This window comes from Ekhidna sp. ABH4_415, from assembly GCF_056161305.1.
On sequence record NZ_JBSWYW010000006.1, the window covers coordinates 42276 to 57803 of the forward strand.

Consider the following 15528-nt stretch of genomic DNA (forward strand, 5'->3'; position numbering starts at 1 on the left):
TTATGCCAGGCTCAACTCCACACTTCGGTTCACAAAGTCCGTAAGTGATTTTCCTTCCAGCATGCCTTGCGAGAGCAAGGCAAGATCGTATGCCTGCTTCGCCAGCTTTTGCTTTGCTTCATCTGAGTCAGCTTCCAATATCTTCTTCGTCATCGCGTGGTTCGCATTCACAGATACTGAAAGCGTCATTGGCATATCGCCAAACATCATAGGACCACCACCGGTCGCCTGCATGTCTTTCATCCGTCGGATAAACTCCGGCAAAGTGATTGTCACCGGCAGGTCATCTGTCGCCATAGGCTGAACAGCAACACTGTTGTTTTTGTCATTGATCGCTTTCTCAAAGATTTCTTTGATGGTCTCTTGCTCTTTATCAGAAAGCACGGACTCTTTCTTTTCATCTTTGTCAATCAGCTTGTCGATCACATCAGCATCTACACGTTGCAGCTGGAACTTATCATTCTTCTGCTCCAGGTGATTGATAAAGTGTGGATCAATCGGACCAGACAGCTCAATCACATCATAGTTACGCTTTTGGGCGGTATCAATGTAACCGTGCTGCTTGTCTTTGTTGGTGGTATATAAGGCCACCACATTTTTATCCTTATTGGTCTGATTTGTCTCGATGTGCTTCTTGTACTCTTCAATGGTAAAGTGCTTACCCTCGAGGTTTTTCACCAATGCAAAATCTTTTGCTTTCTCATCAAACTTCTCTTCGGAGATCATGCCGTATTTCACAAATACGCCAATGTCTTCCCATTTTTCTTCGTATCCTTTTCGGTCGTTTTTGAAAAGCTCACCCAGCTTGTCTGCCACTTTCTTGGTGATGTACCCGTTGATCTTCTTCACATTGGAATCCGATTGTAAGTAGCTTCGAGATACGTTCAATGGAATGTCCGGTGAGTCAATCACTCCGTGTAATAGTTGCAGGAATTCCGGAACAATATCTTTCACCTCATCTGTGATAAATACCTGACGAGAGTACAACTGAATTTTATTTTTCTGCAGATCGAAATCCTTTTTCAATTTAGGGAAGTAAAGCACTCCTGTTAGATTGAATGGATAGTCTACATTCAGGTGGATCCAGAAAAGTGGATCTTCACTGAAAGGATAAAGTGTCTTATAAAAATCAAGATAATCCTGATCCTTCAGATCGCTAGGAGACTTGGTCCAGATTGGGTCGGTATCGTTGATGATGTTATCAACTTTTACCGTTTTGTATTTTGGCTTGTCATCCTTGTCTTTACCATCCTCGACCTGCTCTTCTTTCTGTCCAAACTTGATTGGGATTGGTAGGAACTTAGAGTATTTGTCAAGGATACCCTGCAGTCGGTGTTCCTCAAGGAACTCTTCTGAGTCATCCGCAATGTGAAGGATGATATCTGTTCCTCTCTTTTTGCGTTTCCCTTTTTTGATTTCAAAGTCCGTATCACCGGTACATGTCCAGTGTGCAGGTTCAGCACCTTCCTGGTGAGAGAGTGTATCGATTTCTACCTTCTTCGCCACCATAAATGCCGAATAGAAACCAAGACCAAAGTGACCGATGATCTGCTGATTGTCAGCTTTGTCTTTGTATTTCTCTACAAACTCAGTAGCACCGGAGAATGCAATCTGGTTGATGTATTTCTTGATCTCATCGGCGGTCATACCGATACCATTATCAGAAATGGTGATTGTTTTTTTCTTTTTATCGAATGACACTTCGACAGTAAGATCTCCCAGCTCGCCGGTATATTCACCCAGCTGTGCCAGCTGTTTGATCTTTTGAGATGCATCTACTGCGTTGGATACCAACTCACGAAGAAAGATCTCGTGATCGGAATACAGGAATTTTTTAATGATCGGAAATATGTTTTCCGTGTGTATTGAGATTGTACCTTTCTCTGCCATCGTCTGATTACAATTTTTTGTTGTTACTCAGACTCGCTAAACTCAAATTCTATTCCAGAGGTAGAAAACTGACATGTTGGCAGGAAGCACAGCGTCTTTTTCACTTTAGTTACCTAATCCGATCCGCACTCCTCACGAGTTTTTCATCTTTTCGGATGAAGCGGTTGGCCAGAAAGTTATTTAGCATGGCTACAATGGGAAGGTAGAATCCAATTAGGAATGTGCCTTGCATTTGAGGGTCAAACAGCTGATTGGCTTTGTTAATGTATAAGTATGATCCTACAAGTGTTGCTGCGGTGATCAGGGAAAAAAGCGCATTCAGTTTCACCTGTGTCATGCGGTTTTTGTAGCGGGTGATGGAGAATAACATCACCAATGCAGCAGCCACAGCTCCAACTGATAGTAAAAATGTACTCTGTGTTCCAAGTAGTTGCACTTCGCCACTCTCCACGATGTGCTGTTCGTACCGAAGTTGGAAGGAATCCATGATGGCATATTCTCTTGTTTCAGCCTCAAAGTTCTGATCTGATTTCTCCCAGATCGGGAAGAAAAGTAAAAGAATCATCGCAATCGCGGCGATGGTCATGAAGATGGTCTGTACTCGTTGTAGCATAATATTTTTTTAGTTAGTCGGCTCTTGACTCGATCGTCATGCTGAATTTATTCCGCCGTGGAATAGTCAGCGTCTTTTCTGCTTTTTTTAAGATTCTGAAACAAGTTCAGAATGTCCTTACAACTTAATAATTGCAAATATGAATGGAAACGCTCATCAAATGGAAGGAATCCTACAATTTTGTCGCTGTGAGGTATTTCATGGATATCAGTTACCGGGGAACAAACTATAGCGGCTGGCAGACTCAGCCTAACGGTGTGACCGTACAGGAAGAAATAGAAAAGGCCATTTCAACCATATTGCAAATTGAAACAGCCATTACCGGAAGCGGGCGAACTGATGCAGGTGTGCACGCCACTCAGCAGGTCGCGCACTTTGATGCAGAAACTATTGACCCTGATAAATTGGTATTTAAACTCAATTCATTTTTAGGTCCAGACATTTCCGTAAATGGAATTAGGCCGGTGAAAGACGATGTGAGCGCACGTTTTGAGGCGACCTCCAGAAAATATCATTACCACCTACACCAGGCAAAAGACCCGTTCAAAACCGGCCTTTCTTACTACTTCCGACCCCAACTTGATATCGACTTAATCAATAAAGGATGTGAAATAATTAAGGGATGGCAGAACTTTGAGTGCTTTAGTAAAGTTCATACCGAGGTGAATCACTTTAATTGTGACATCTTTCAGGCCAGATGGGTTCAGGATGGCACCAATCATTTGTTTGAAATAACGGCCAATCGTTTCCTTCGTGGAATGGTGCGTGCAATTGTCGGTACGCTGATAGACGTGGGGTTGGGAAAGACCAGCCTTGAGGGTTTGAAAAACATTCTTGAAAGCAATGACAGAAGTGAAGCAGGACGAGCCGTGCCTCCGGCAGGATTGTATTTGCAAGAGGTGATTTACCCGGAAGACATTTATATCAACTGATTTGGAAAAAGAAAAAGCGAGCGGAAATATTGTTGACCTCACGGTTTTAAAGAGACTCTTTGTCTTTGCTAAACCCTACATCGGGGTGTTTTACTTTTTGGTGTTTCTCACCATTGCACTGAGTATTGCAGGGCCACTCCGCCCAATGCTGATCCAAAAGGCGATTGACAACAATGTTGCACAAGGTGATTATCCTGGACTGGTGAATATGATCCTGCTTTTGATCGGGTTGCTCGTAATTCAAGCAATCATTCAGTATCTGCACACTTTTTACTCAGGGTGGTTAGGGCAAAACATCATTAAAGACATTCGGATCAAGCTGTATCGTCACATTCAAAGCCTTAAGCTGACCTTTTTTGATAAAACACCCATCGGGAGGTTGGTTACCAGAAACATTTCGGACATTGAGACACTGGCGGAAGTCTTCAGTACAGGGATTGCCGGGATTATAGCGGATGTCATGCAGCTGTTGGTTATCCTGGGGTTTATGTTCTGGATGGACTGGTCACTTACATTGGTAAGCTTGTCGCTTCTCCCGATTCTACTTTTTGCTACCTACGTTTTTAAAGAAAAAGTGAAGGTAGCTTTCAATGAAGTTCGGGCTGCTGTTTCTAATCTCAACTCGTTTGTGCAGGAACATATTACAGGCATGAATATCGTGCAGATTTTCAATAGTGAGCAAAGGGAATTCGAGAAGTTTAAAGAAATCAATAAGGAGCATCGTAAAGCGAACATCCGATCAGTACTGTATTACGCGACCTACTTTCCGGTGGCAGAGGTTATTCAGGCCGCAGGTATTGGGTTGATTGTGTGGTATGGAGGCGGGCAGATGATCCAGGGAAATATGGAGTTCGGGATGCTGATTGCGTTTATCCTCTATTTGCAAATGTTCTTCCGACCAATCCGTATGATCGCCGATCGATTCAATACCCTGCAGATGGGGATTGTGTCATCTAATAGGATACTGAATTTGTTGGACAATCAGGATCACATTCAAGACAATGGCACACATCAGCCGGAACATGTCACCGGAAGCGTTAAGTTTAGGGATGTCTGGTTTGCTTATGTGGAAAATGATTATGTGCTAAAAGATATTTCCTTTGAGGTAAATGCTGGAGAAACCATAGCGCTGGTAGGTGCCACGGGAGCCGGAAAGTCTTCCGTGATAAACTTATTGAGCCGATTTTATGAAATCAACAAGGGTCACATTTATGTGGATGACACAGATGTAAGAGAATACAACCTGCAAAATCTCAGAAGCCATATCGCAGTGGTGCTTCAGGATGTCTTCTTGTTCTCGGACTCCATTTACAACAATATCACGCTTCGAAATCCTGATATTTCCAGGGAGAAGGTATTGGAAGCAGCTGAAATGGTTGGTGCGCTTCCATTTATAGAAAAGTTACCTGGTGGATTGGATTATAATGTGCAGGAACGAGGAGCCACCCTTTCAGTGGGCCAGCGCCAGTTGATTTCCTTTGTGCGAGCCATGGTGTACGACCCTAAAATCATCGTATTAGATGAAGCCACCTCATCGGTAGATACTGAAACAGAGGAGCTAATCCAGTCAGCCATCCAAAAGATGATGCATGGACGAACTTCTATTGTTATTGCCCACCGCTTATCAACGATCCAAAACGCCAACCAAATCCTGGTGTTGGACAAGGGAGAGATCGTGGAGCGAGGCAGTCATGAGGAGCTGCTGAGAAAAAACGGTCATTATGCCCACCTTCATCAGATGCAGTACAAAGAGGTAGCCAAGGCTGTATAATTCACCTGTATATTTGAACATATGAAGCGAGCAAAGCAGATATATCTGGCGATCATCATTGTATGCCTGATCATCATTGCCTGGAGTACCTACTACACCCTTGGTGGATTTGATCCGGTGGAGGTTTTTGTGATGGAAGGGAAAGAGCGAACGGTCATAGGGAAGGAATATATCGAAGAGTATCAATACGCTAATTACTCACAAAGACTAGAAGAAACGAAGGCTGCCATTGATTCAGGTATTCTGAAAGGCATGCTTACCTATGTTGAATTTAAAAATGATAACATTGGTGAGGATTCTGTCCATTACTTCGTTGGCGCTTCAGTAGATGAGGTAAAAAATGTGGTTATGCTACCGGCTGGTTATGATTACAAGGAATTCAAGACGGATAAGGTGCTCAAAGTATTCATCACTCAGCACACACTGGTTCGACCTACTCCAGAGGAAATTGGTGAGATCATGGAGGTGAAAGCTATCGAAGAGGGAGTTGTACTTCAGCCGGTATCTTTTGAGCTTTATTATAAGGATAACAGCCTAAGTGTTGAATACTGGGCCAAGTGATCAGGCCACTTCCTCTCCAGCCAATTGCTTGTCATGAAGCTCCTTATATGCTCCATTCCTTGCAAGGAGTTCATCGTGTGTGCCTTGCTCTACCACTTTGCCATCATCAAGCATTACTACCTTATCGGCAAGCTTCGCTGAAGACACTCTGTGTGAGATGATGATGGAGGTTCTACCTTGCATGATTCGCTGCATGGCATTGAGAATGGCGTTTTCTGTTTTAGTATCCACAGCCGAGAGTGCATCATCCAGGATCAGAATTTTAGGCTCTCTTGCGATTGCACGTGCAATCGATACCCGCTGTTTTTGACCTCCGGAAAGCGTAATTCCTCGCTCTCCCAGCCGAGTCTGGAATCCATTCTTAAATTCTTTGATGTTGTCAAGTACATCAGCATCAGCAGCTGCCCGCTCTATTTCCTCCCGGCTCATTTTTCGGTTACCAAAAGAGATGTTATTCTCAATCGTATCTGAGAAAAGAAAAACGTCCTGAGGTACATATCCAATCTGGCTTCTAAGAGAAGAGAGGTTATAATCTTTCACTCCAACTTGGTCAATTTCTATTTTACCACTATCAATGTCATACAGCCGGCAAACCATATTAGCGATGGTGCTTTTACCAGATCCCGTTGTTCCCACGATGGCGATAGACTCTCCGGGCTTTACCTCAAAAGATATATCCTTCAATGCATGAATACCTGAATCCGGATATGTGAAATTCACACCATCGAAAACAATGTGTCCTTCAATTTCTCTTATAACTTCCTTCTCAGAAATAATATCTGTCTTCGTATTCAAAAATTCATTGATCCTTCTTTGGGAAGCAGCCGCTCGTTGGATGATGGAGGTGATCCATCCCAGTGCGGTTACCGGCCAGGTCAGCATATTCACATAAATGATAAACTCTGCAATGTTACCGGTGCTTACTTCTCCATTAAAAACCTGAATAGATCCGACCCAGACCGTGAGGATAATGCTCAGTCCAATGAGCCCCATGATGAGTGGCATGAACAAAGCCTGAACAAAAGACAGCTTAAGTGATTTGTCCCGGTAGTCTACACTTTCAGTTTCGAAATTATTAGCTACTTCCTCTTCTCGCACGAAAGCTTTTATTACCCGAATGCCTGAAAATGCTTCTTGTACGTAGGTAGATAATCCCGACAAGCTTTCCTGAATTTCAGTTGATCGCTTATTGATGATGTTGCTTACGAAGTAAATGCTCACGGAAAGCACCGGCAGTGGAAGAAGTGAGTAGAGTGTAAGCATTGGGTTGATAGAGACCATGTATGGGATGACCATCAGGAATAGGGTAAACAGATTGATACCGTACATGATGGCAGGGCCAATGTACATACGCACCTTACTGACGTCTTCGGAAATACGCGCCATCAGGTCGCCCGTATTGTTTCTTCTGTAAAAGCTTAATGGTAGGGTTTGATAGTGCTCATAGATCTCGTTTTTCAGGTCATACTCTATGTGACGAGACATCACAATGATGGTTTGTCGCATGAAGAAAAGAAAAACACCCCTGAGAAGCGCCGATACCAAAATGAGTATTGCAAGTATCACAATGCTCGACCCGATAATCTCCACTGTATCACCTTGCAAGTCAAAGCCGTCAAAAGATGAAAAAATATCGTAGCTACGACCTAAAATATCGAAAGCATAACGCACTATTACTGCGGGAACAATTGCAAAGAAATTTGCAATAATGATGAATAAGGCACCAAATATTAGGTGAAACTTATACTTGAGCAGGTATTTATTTAGGTATCCTAGGTCTTTCACAAAATTTTATAAAGGCCTGACAGCCAATGCGTTTTGGTTAAAATAAGATATTTTTGCAGCCCTATTTCTCTATAGTGCAACTGCACCCGAGAAAGAAGGTTCAAAATTAGATTAAAGTTCATTTACAATGTTAGATACCCAACCCCAAGTAAAATCGAATAACGTATTCGATCAAATGGCAGACCTTCAGCACGAGCAGGTAGTTTTTTGCAGAGATGAGGAGACTGGCCTTAAAGCAATCATTGCTATTCACAATACCGTTCTTGGCCCCTCAATGGGCGGTACCCGTATGTGGAATTATGCAACGGATGAGGAAGCTTTGAATGATGTTCTCAGACTTTCGAGAGGGATGACCTTCAAATCTGCTTTAGCCGGATTAAACATCGGTGGAGGAAAAGCGGTGATCATTGGTGATGCCAGAAAAATGAAAAACGAGCCTTTGATGCGACGATTCGGCAAGTTCGTGAACAGCCTAAATGGAAAATATTATACGGCCGAAGATATGAACATCACCATGCGAGATATTGAGTATATGAGCATGGAGACACCATTCGTAGTGGGCAAGCCTGAATACATGGGAGGGTCAGGGGATCCAAGTCCCATGACTGCTTATGGCGTTTACATGGGAATGAAAGCCGGAGCAAAGAAAGCTTACGGGCTTGATTCACTTGGGGGAAAGAATATTTTGGTTCAGGGAGCTGGCCAGGTAGGAAAATATTTGGTTGATCACCTGATCGAGGAGAATGCCAATGTGTTCATTGCTGATATTTTTGAAGATAAGATCAAAGCCATCACAGACAAGCACGAAAAAGTTTCTGTAGTAGATCCTAATAAAGTATTCCAAATGGAGATGGATATTTACGCTCCGTGTGCAATGGGTGCTACATTGAATGACGACACCATTCCTGAATTAAAATGTGCAGTGGTTGCGGGCGCTGCGAATAACCAGTTGGCTGACGAAGAAAAGCACAGCGCAATGTTGAACGATCATGGAATCATTTACTGCCCAGATTTCTTGATCAATTCAGGTGGAATTGCCAATGTATATCACGAGTATCTGGGCAACTATCACAAAGATCGGGTGATTGCTTCAACAGAGCACATTTATGATGTCTGCCTGAATGTATTGAATCACTCAGAAGATAATAAGATTGGGTCGCATGAAGCAGCACTTGAGTTGGCACTTCAGCGAATCGAACAGGTGGGAAAAGTAAAACTTGGAGAATAAAGAATAATCTCACATCTTCAGTTGCCGAAAGTGGATAACTGTAAAATTTTGAAATAAGGAGAAGTAAGAAGGCCAAGGCCGAATAAACATGCTAAACAGAAGAATACTTAGAGTAAAAGCCATGCAGGCACTATATGGATATTTCACAGCGGTGGAATCCATAAAAGAGGTGAAAAGAAATGAGCTGGAAGAAATGCATGCACTGGATCCTGCCAAGCATGATTTTGCTGATAAGGCGCATTTTGAAGCCCGGAAAAAGCAAGCGGTAAAGCTATTTAACCAAAACCTGCTTATAGGCAAAGTAGAGAATCCAGCTGACGCAGAAGAAGAGGTAGTAACAAATGTGAATGCGGCCCTTTCTGAGTTTGAAAGCCTGATTCATAAAGAAGCCAGAGCCAGAAAAAACGATATGATGAAAGAAGCAGAGAGGCTTCAAGATACATATTTGAAATTATTGCTTCTACCGATAGAAATAGAGCAGCGAGAGAAGCTGGACAGTGAAAAAGAGGACAAAGCTTATATCGCCAAGGAAAAAAAGAAATATCCATTTATTGGTAATGAGCTGGTCAGGCAGCTAAGGGAGTCTGAACTCTTACAGAGAGAGGCTGCAAGGGCAAGTGCTTCCTGGGATAACGAGCATGACGATATTAAATCCTGGTATCGGGAGCAAATTCGTACTGCTGAACCATTACAACACTTCTTTGGTGGTAAAAAACCTGAAGATTTACCTGAGAATGATATTGTTTTGGAGCTTTTCAAACGCGTTGTTTTCAAAAATGAAGCGATTACCTCTTACCTGGAAGCCAATCACCTTCACTGGGTGGAGAATCAGCCTATCGTCAAAAGCATGGTGGTGAAAACCATTAAGGCCATGCAGGACGGAGAGGGATTTGAACTGGCAGAGCTGACCAAAAATGGGGAGGAGGATTTCAAATTTCTGGAGCGACTTTTCAATGACGTAATTAATCAGAATGAATTCTTAGAGGAAGTGATTCAAAGTAAAACGATGAACTGGGATGTGGATCGAATTGCTCTTACTGATCGGGTGATTTTGAAGCTGGCATTGGTGGAAATGATGAACTCACCCAGCATTCCGATTAAGGTTACCATTAATGAAGCCATCGAAATTTCAAAGATGTATAGCACACCAAAAAGTAAACAATTTGTAAATGGTGTTTTGGATGTACTCTCAAACGAGCTAACTTCGAGTGGTAAAATTCGTAAGAGCGGTAGAGGCCTTATCGATAACAAGTAAACAATAACGACAATGAGCAGATCAGGCGGTTCTTTTTTCGCATTTTTATTAGGAGTAGTCACTGGTGGCGTACTCGGAATCCTTTATGCTCCGGATAAAGGGACTAACACGCGTGATAAACTCACCTTCCAACTTGATAAGTTGAAAAAGCAGCTTGAAGGGTTTGTGAATGAAGTTGCAGAAGGAAAAGATGTTTTTGGTAATGAAGCCAAAGATCAGGGTGAGAAGATCGTAAAAGATGCGAAAGATAAAGCAGAGCGTTTGTTGGATGACGTAAACGGCCTCATTAGTCAGATTCAAAAGGATTAATCACCTTCCTTTAACATTTCATTAAGACTTTTGAAACCATATCTTTCGTAGATTTGTATTGCATCTGGTAAGAAAATAATTAATAATAAGTAGAGTGATGAAAATAGCAAAAATCTTTTTAGGAGTGATTGTGGCAGCTGTAATGGTAAGCTGCGGCAATAAGGAAATGGAATCTAGAATTACCAAACTAGAGGGCAGAGTTGCAGCATTGGAAGGAAAAGGTGGGGTGGCAAGAGCTAATCCTACTGCTCAACCAGTCGCTGTGAACAATAATACTCCGGCCACACCAGCAGAGAAACCTGACGGTCCACTTCCAGCGTTTCAGTTTAATGAGAAACTTCACGATTTCGGTACCATTAAAGATGGAGATGTGGTAGAGCATGTTTTCTCTTTCGTAAATGAAGGAGAGGCTCCATTGATTATTTCTGATGCGAAAGCAACCTGTGGATGTACTGTGCCAGAATGGCCAAGAGAGCCGATTCCGGTTGGAGGAAAAGGTGAAATCAAAGTTCGATTTAACAGTAAGAACAAGCCGGGTGTACAGAACAAGACTGTAACACTGACAGCCAATACATGGCCAACGACACAACGTCTACAAATCAAGGCGAATGTGGTGAAGGAAGGGCAGTAAGCCACTCAATAGCACATCAAATTTTATTAACATTGCCCCTCGACGTTTCAGTCGGGGGCTTTTTTATTTCAAATAATACAACATGAACACAGTTTTACTACAAGCAGGAGGAGGAAGTGACTTCACTTCTTTTTTGCCGATCATCGGGATGATCGCGATTTTTTATTTCTTTTTCATCCGTCCACAGCAGCGAAAGCAAAAAGAAACTAAGAAATACCTGGAAGAGATTAAAAAAGGAGATATGGTTGTGACAGTGGGAGGAATCCATGGCAAAATTGTGGAAGTATCTGATTCTACCGTTTTAGTTGACGTGGATCGAGGCACGAAGCTATTGGTGGAAAAAGCATCTATCTCTCTTGAGGCAAGCAAAAGGTTGAGCGAAAAAGGAGACAAAAAGGACAAGAAGTAACAAAACACGTATTATGGCATTGCCCAAACTATTTGGAAATTGGAAAGTGGTGCTGCTCTCATTTTTGGGAGCAACCATTTTCTGGTTTTTTAGTGCTTTGGGCAAAGACTATAACTCAAGGATCAGCTATCCTATTGAATTTATTTACGATAAAGACAGTCTGGTAGCGATCACACCACTACCGGAGTATGTAGATATAGATGTTTCAGGAGGAGGTTGGGATCTTTTTCGTGAATCCTTTTGGTTTGGTAGTGACCCCATTGTTTTTGAGTTGGATAACCCTGCTGCTATTCGTTATCTAACTCGACCCACAATTTTACCCATCATTTCGGATCAGTTAGATGAGTACCGTATCAATTTTCTATTTACGGATACACTTTTCATCGATATTGACAGGAAAGTATCTAAAAAAGTAATGCTAAGGGTTGATTCTGCTACTATCAGCATGGATGAAGATTACAGGATCATCTCACCTATAAAATTGATACCGGATACTGCCATCATCCACGGACCCACAAGCTTTATTGATACGCTTGAGTCTGGTTATACATTCAAACTGGCGGAGGAGAGTATTGATAAAACATATGATCGATTTGTAAAACTAGGCTTACCAGAAGCTTATGATATTTATTCAGACCCCCCCACTGTAAATGTAAAATTTGAAGTAGATCGGTTTGATCAGCTGGAACTCAACACCACAGTAGAAATGCAACACTTCCCAGCTGATTCCTCGGTTTACGTTACAGACCCAAAAATCATTGTTCGGTTTGTGGTGCAGCAGGAATTACGTGAAGACTATTTTGCTAATGATTTCAAAGTAGTGGTGGACTATAACCTAATCAATCCGGCAGATTCTACCGCTCCTGCTATTGTAGTGTTTCAGCCAGAACATGTAATTGAGGTTGAGACCATTCCTGATTCTTTAGCTATCACCTATGCCAAATAAGCCACTCATAGTTGGGGTGACCGGAGGAATTGGCTCTGGAAAGACCACCGTATGTAAGGTCTTCGAGACGCTGGGTGCAAGGACTTATTACGCTGATGATCGTGCCAAATGGCTCATGGAAAATGATAGTGAGTTGATTAAAAACATAAAAGCATTGTTTGGAGAGGAGGCATATAGTGAAAACAAACTCGACCGAAAGCACATTGCAAGTAGGGCATTCAAAGATGATTCATTATTAGAGCAGTTGAATGGACTAGTCCACCCTGTCGTAGGTCACGATGTGGGGAAGTGGATTGAGGAGAATCATGATGCAAAGCTGTTGCTAAAAGAAGCAGCACTACTCTTTGAAACTGGATCATATAAGGCTTTAGACAAAAATATTCTGATCACAGCTCCTGAAGATATTCGGATACAGAGAGTGGTTTCCCGAGATAGTCACCGATCTGAGCAAGATGTTAAGAACATCATCGAAAATCAAATGAAAGATGAGGAGAAGAGATCACTCGCTGACTTTGTGATTGAAAACGATGGGAATCAATCAGTCATTAAGCAGGTGATGAGCGTTTATCAAGAGCTAATCGTCGCATAATATCTGATCAAATTCCTCACGAGTATAGGCTTTTGAGAGAATAAGCCTGCCCTTCTGGTCTATGTAGCTCACGACATGAAACCCTGCTTTATCTAGATGCTGATCTGAGAAAAATAGTGGACTTTCTTCCGTCCCGATGTTAAAAATATCAGTGAACTCTGGCTTGAGCAGTTCACCAAATCGGTTGCTGATTAAACCGTATCGTCCGTTTTTAATAAAGCGGTAAACAGTATGCAGGTCGTTTTCTACTACCAAGCGCATACTTTCGAATGGCTCATAAACCGGTTCTTCGTTTTTGTCTATCACCCAATATTCCTGACCGTCCTTTACCAAATAGGTAGTGTCATTCCATTGAATAACTTCATCATAGCTGAACGATAACACTTCCTGACTGGCATAATCGATGATGCCGAACTTGCCTCCCTTTTTTGCCAGGTAGTTTTGACCAAATCGAACCAATCGAGTCTGGTAGCCTGTCTCAATCAACTCATTAATCAATGGGTCATAGCACCCTATTTTCCCGTCAATAAGTGTCAATACCAAACCGTCCTTTTCATCAATGCTGTCAAAGACGGGATTCAAGATCCATTCTCCGGAGGTGTGCATTAAACCCTGCTTGCCTCGAATCTGTACTCGGACCAGTGTATCATTCAGGAAGCTGGTTTTTTCAAAGCTACCGGAGATGGCTACCTCCCCTCGTTCATTATAGATGGTGGTCCCTTCCATATCCGCAACACTTACATATTGGGGGCGACTGGGAAGTACCGTAATCGTTTCATCATCTAGCGGAACCTGATTACCCGTATTGAACACCAGGTGCTTTTCTTCATCCTTTATTACAAATGCTGAATGATTATTTAAAAGCTTTATGGAATCATACTCGCGTGAGGGTAGCAGACTCCCTTTTCTGGGTAGTAGCATCCAGTCCTGGTCTGTTTTCAGGGCTAGCCAACCATCGTTTGACTCCAGGTAGGGGAAATATTTATCCATAAGATCCTGCTCGGATTGATTGTAGAGTCGATAGCCCTGATCTGATCGCAGGTACCACCCAGACATTTCAGGATAGATCTCGTATTCACCCCAGGGGATTAAGAAGTGAAGGGTTGAATCCAGCAGACATTCACGCTCATCACGAAAGCCTATCAGCGCATTCTCATTTACCAACTCTATATCATCAAATTTAAATTCCAGAGACAGCCCTCTTTGTTCTATTTCATCTAAAATCAATGCTTCTGTATACACGGCAAACAAGCCTTCTTTTTCAAAGATCCAGAAACTACCCTCTCTAAAAATATCATCATAGATACTTTCTGTAATGTGAAGCCCCAGGTAGCTGATCAATCCCCATTTTCCATGCTGCTTAACTTTTATCCATTTCTCAGAAAGCAACTCAGCTGACTCTACGGGCGCAGCAATTATTTTAAAACCACTTTTATGATACAGGTACCAGCTGTCAATGTGTTGAATCAGACCAATGTCCGTGCTCAGATTTTGATAGTCTGAAACTGATGTTAGAATTGGCGCTCCATTTTTAGTCGTTATCTCGCCACCTGTTTCATTTTCAACGAACAACCAGCTGTCTGTTGTCAATATGCATTTGTAAGATGGAGATATATCGGTGAACTGAGGTGTGATCTGCAGATTTCCTGACTGATCAAAGAAACCAATTCGACTTTCACTCACCACTGGAAAAAGCTGTAATTGCTGATGCTTTATGGCAGTGGTTAACGAATCTTTTAAAGGGTGGACGGCCATACTGGCGTCACTATCCAGAAAAAATAGTACGTCAGCAGCCCGCTTCTTTAATGCAGGCACTGCGGAGAGTGAAATAAAAGAAGTATACTTTTCTGTAGCGTGAGAGGCGGTGGACACCTTCAAAATGTATTGCTCTACTTTTTTCCTGTGTCGGGAGTAGGGATACTTATCCAGATAGGAATAATAATCTCTGAGCGTGCCTGAGCTCTCAAGTGATTGCCAGCGCATTAAATCTAAGATTGAATCAGCTTTGGGTCTAAATACCGATACAGGGTGATCAGCGATGAAATCGATAAGGGCTGTTTGTGATTTCATGCTTTTTGCCACATTATATTCAATGCTATCTTTTTTGAAAATGAGTATTTCATCGTAGACAGACTGGGGATAGATTTTTTGATACTTAAGGATGTTATTAATCGTTAGGTCTTTCAGGGTATTTTGGAAAGCCTGGTCCCTAATTTTTTCATACAGCAATCTAATTTGGTCGTATGTTACTCCATCTTCGAGAAGATCCCCCTTAAGTTCTTGAGAAGCATTTTCATAGGCCTGCATGGATTTTTCAATAGCTACTCTTGCTGTGTCTATGTTGTATCCACTGAAGCTATTATCGAAGAATAATTTGGCGTGATAATAGCTTATCCCCGGGTTGTCAGGTTCCTTTTCATAGCCTTTGGAGATCAGCTCATAGGCTTTCTCATACTCCTTCTTCTCCATCGCTTTTTGAATACGATTGACTGTCCCAAATACGATTAGCTGTGGGAAAAGAATAATGCAGAGTAAGGATTTTACCATCTCACGGCAAATTAACGCAACAGAACGAATCTCTGTTGGATGCTGGGGCAACAAACTATCTG

General features: G+C 42.2%; 14 protein-coding genes. 10 read left to right on the forward strand and 4 right to left on the reverse strand.

Features of this window, described 5'->3' with window-relative positions; all coding sequences use genetic code 11:
- Complete coding sequence (gene htpG / locus ACXAH9_RS11350; RefSeq protein ID WP_474894981.1) at positions 1–1890, reverse strand: molecular chaperone HtpG; 1890 nt, start codon at positions 1888–1890, stop codon at positions 1–3.
- Positions 1891–1999: 109 nt separating this feature from the next.
- The gene (locus ACXAH9_RS11355) at positions 2000–2503 is read right to left on the reverse strand and encodes a DUF4293 domain-containing protein (protein WP_474894982.1); all 504 of its coding nucleotides are present in this window, start codon (positions 2501–2503) and stop codon (positions 2000–2002) included.
- Between the two features lie 143 nt (positions 2504–2646).
- On the opposite strand from ACXAH9_RS11355, the gene truA reads away from it, so the two are divergent.
- The 3 genes from truA to ACXAH9_RS11370 are packed head-to-tail and all read left to right on the forward strand — an operon-like array spanning position 2647 to position 5767.
- Positions 2647–3435: a tRNA pseudouridine(38-40) synthase TruA gene (gene truA, locus ACXAH9_RS11360; protein WP_474894983.1), complete on the forward strand. Its 789-nt coding sequence runs from the start codon at positions 2647–2649 to the stop codon at positions 3433–3435.
- A gap of 1 nt (position 3436) precedes the next feature.
- Positions 3437–5206 carry an ABC transporter ATP-binding protein gene (locus ACXAH9_RS11365; protein WP_474894984.1) on the forward strand — a complete coding sequence of 590 codons (1770 nt, stop codon included), beginning with the start codon at positions 3437–3439 and terminating at the stop codon, positions 5204–5206.
- A 21-nt stretch (positions 5207–5227) separates the two neighbouring features.
- Entirely contained in the window at positions 5228–5767 is a 540-nt protein-coding gene (locus ACXAH9_RS11370; protein WP_474894985.1) for a hypothetical protein, read from the forward strand.
- Here the strand turns inward: ACXAH9_RS11370 and ACXAH9_RS11375 are convergent, their stop codons facing one another.
- Positions 5768–7552, reverse strand: a complete 1785-nt coding sequence (locus tag ACXAH9_RS11375) for an ABC transporter ATP-binding protein (RefSeq protein ID WP_474894986.1) — start codon at positions 7550–7552, stop codon at positions 5768–5770.
- A 127-nt stretch (positions 7553–7679) separates the two neighbouring features.
- Here ACXAH9_RS11375 and ACXAH9_RS11380 point away from each other — a divergent pair, with 127 nt between their 5' ends.
- The 7 genes from ACXAH9_RS11380 (at position 7680) to coaE (ending at position 12919) form a co-directional block, all read left to right on the forward strand.
- The gene (locus ACXAH9_RS11380) at positions 7680–8780 is read left to right on the forward strand and encodes a Glu/Leu/Phe/Val family dehydrogenase (protein ID WP_474894987.1); all 1101 of its coding nucleotides are present in this window, start codon (positions 7680–7682) and stop codon (positions 8778–8780) included.
- Between the two features lie 88 nt (positions 8781–8868).
- Positions 8869–10035 (forward strand): transcription antitermination factor NusB, encoded by a 1167-nt coding sequence (gene nusB, locus ACXAH9_RS11385; protein WP_474894988.1) that lies wholly within the window; start codon positions 8869–8871, stop codon positions 10033–10035.
- 12 nt (positions 10036–10047) lie between these two features.
- Positions 10048–10344: a YtxH domain-containing protein gene (locus ACXAH9_RS11390; protein ID WP_474894989.1), complete on the forward strand. Its 297-nt coding sequence runs from the start codon at positions 10048–10050 to the stop codon at positions 10342–10344.
- Between the two features lie 97 nt (positions 10345–10441).
- Positions 10442–10975 (forward strand): DUF1573 domain-containing protein, encoded by a 534-nt coding sequence (locus tag ACXAH9_RS11395; RefSeq protein ID WP_474894990.1) that lies wholly within the window; start codon positions 10442–10444, stop codon positions 10973–10975.
- Between the two features lie 82 nt (positions 10976–11057).
- A complete protein-coding gene (yajC, locus tag ACXAH9_RS11400) occupies positions 11058–11384 on the forward strand; it encodes a preprotein translocase subunit YajC (RefSeq protein ID WP_474894991.1) in 327 nt (108 codons plus the stop codon).
- Positions 11385–11397: 13 nt separating this feature from the next.
- Positions 11398–12330: a YbbR-like domain-containing protein gene (locus ACXAH9_RS11405; RefSeq protein ID WP_474894992.1), complete on the forward strand. Its 933-nt coding sequence runs from the start codon at positions 11398–11400 to the stop codon at positions 12328–12330.
- The gene (coaE, locus tag ACXAH9_RS11410) at positions 12320–12919 is read left to right on the forward strand and encodes a dephospho-CoA kinase (protein ID WP_474894993.1); all 600 of its coding nucleotides are present in this window, start codon (positions 12320–12322) and stop codon (positions 12917–12919) included. The genes ACXAH9_RS11405 and coaE overlap by 11 nt, the downstream gene beginning before the upstream one ends.
- Here the strand turns inward: coaE and ACXAH9_RS11415 are convergent.
- Entirely contained in the window at positions 12905–15466 is a 2562-nt protein-coding gene (locus ACXAH9_RS11415; protein ID WP_474894994.1) for a WG repeat-containing protein, read from the reverse strand. The two genes, coaE and ACXAH9_RS11415, sit on opposite strands and share 15 nt — an antisense overlap.
- Between the last annotated feature and the right edge of the window lie 62 nt (positions 15467–15528).

What these genes read in the sequence shown, in the direction of transcription:
- htpG (WP_474894981.1), bottom strand. Translation starts at nt 1,890, where the DNA reads ATGGCAGAGAAAGGTACAATCTCAATACACACGGAAAACATATTTCCG.
- ACXAH9_RS11355 (WP_474894982.1), bottom strand. Translation starts at nt 2,503, where the DNA reads ATGCTACAACGAGTACAGACCATCTTCATGACCATCGCCGCGATTGCG.
- truA (WP_474894983.1), top strand. Translation starts at nt 2,647, where the DNA reads ATGGAAACGCTCATCAAATGGAAGGAATCCTACAATTTTGTCGCTGTG.
- ACXAH9_RS11370 (WP_474894985.1), top strand. Translation starts at nt 5,228, where the DNA reads ATGAAGCGAGCAAAGCAGATATATCTGGCGATCATCATTGTATGCCTG.
- ACXAH9_RS11380 (WP_474894987.1), top strand. Translation starts at nt 7,680, where the DNA reads ATGTTAGATACCCAACCCCAAGTAAAATCGAATAACGTATTCGATCAA.
- nusB (WP_474894988.1), top strand. Translation starts at nt 8,869, where the DNA reads ATGCTAAACAGAAGAATACTTAGAGTAAAAGCCATGCAGGCACTATAT.
- ACXAH9_RS11390 (WP_474894989.1), top strand. Translation starts at nt 10,048, where the DNA reads ATGAGCAGATCAGGCGGTTCTTTTTTCGCATTTTTATTAGGAGTAGTC.
- ACXAH9_RS11395 (WP_474894990.1), top strand. Translation starts at nt 10,442, where the DNA reads ATGAAAATAGCAAAAATCTTTTTAGGAGTGATTGTGGCAGCTGTAATG.
- yajC (WP_474894991.1), top strand. Translation starts at nt 11,058, where the DNA reads ATGAACACAGTTTTACTACAAGCAGGAGGAGGAAGTGACTTCACTTCT.
- ACXAH9_RS11405 (WP_474894992.1), top strand. Translation starts at nt 11,398, where the DNA reads ATGGCATTGCCCAAACTATTTGGAAATTGGAAAGTGGTGCTGCTCTCA.
- coaE (WP_474894993.1), top strand. Translation starts at nt 12,320, where the DNA reads ATGCCAAATAAGCCACTCATAGTTGGGGTGACCGGAGGAATTGGCTCT.
- ACXAH9_RS11415 (WP_474894994.1), bottom strand. Translation starts at nt 15,466, where the DNA reads ATGGTAAAATCCTTACTCTGCATTATTCTTTTCCCACAGCTAATCGTA.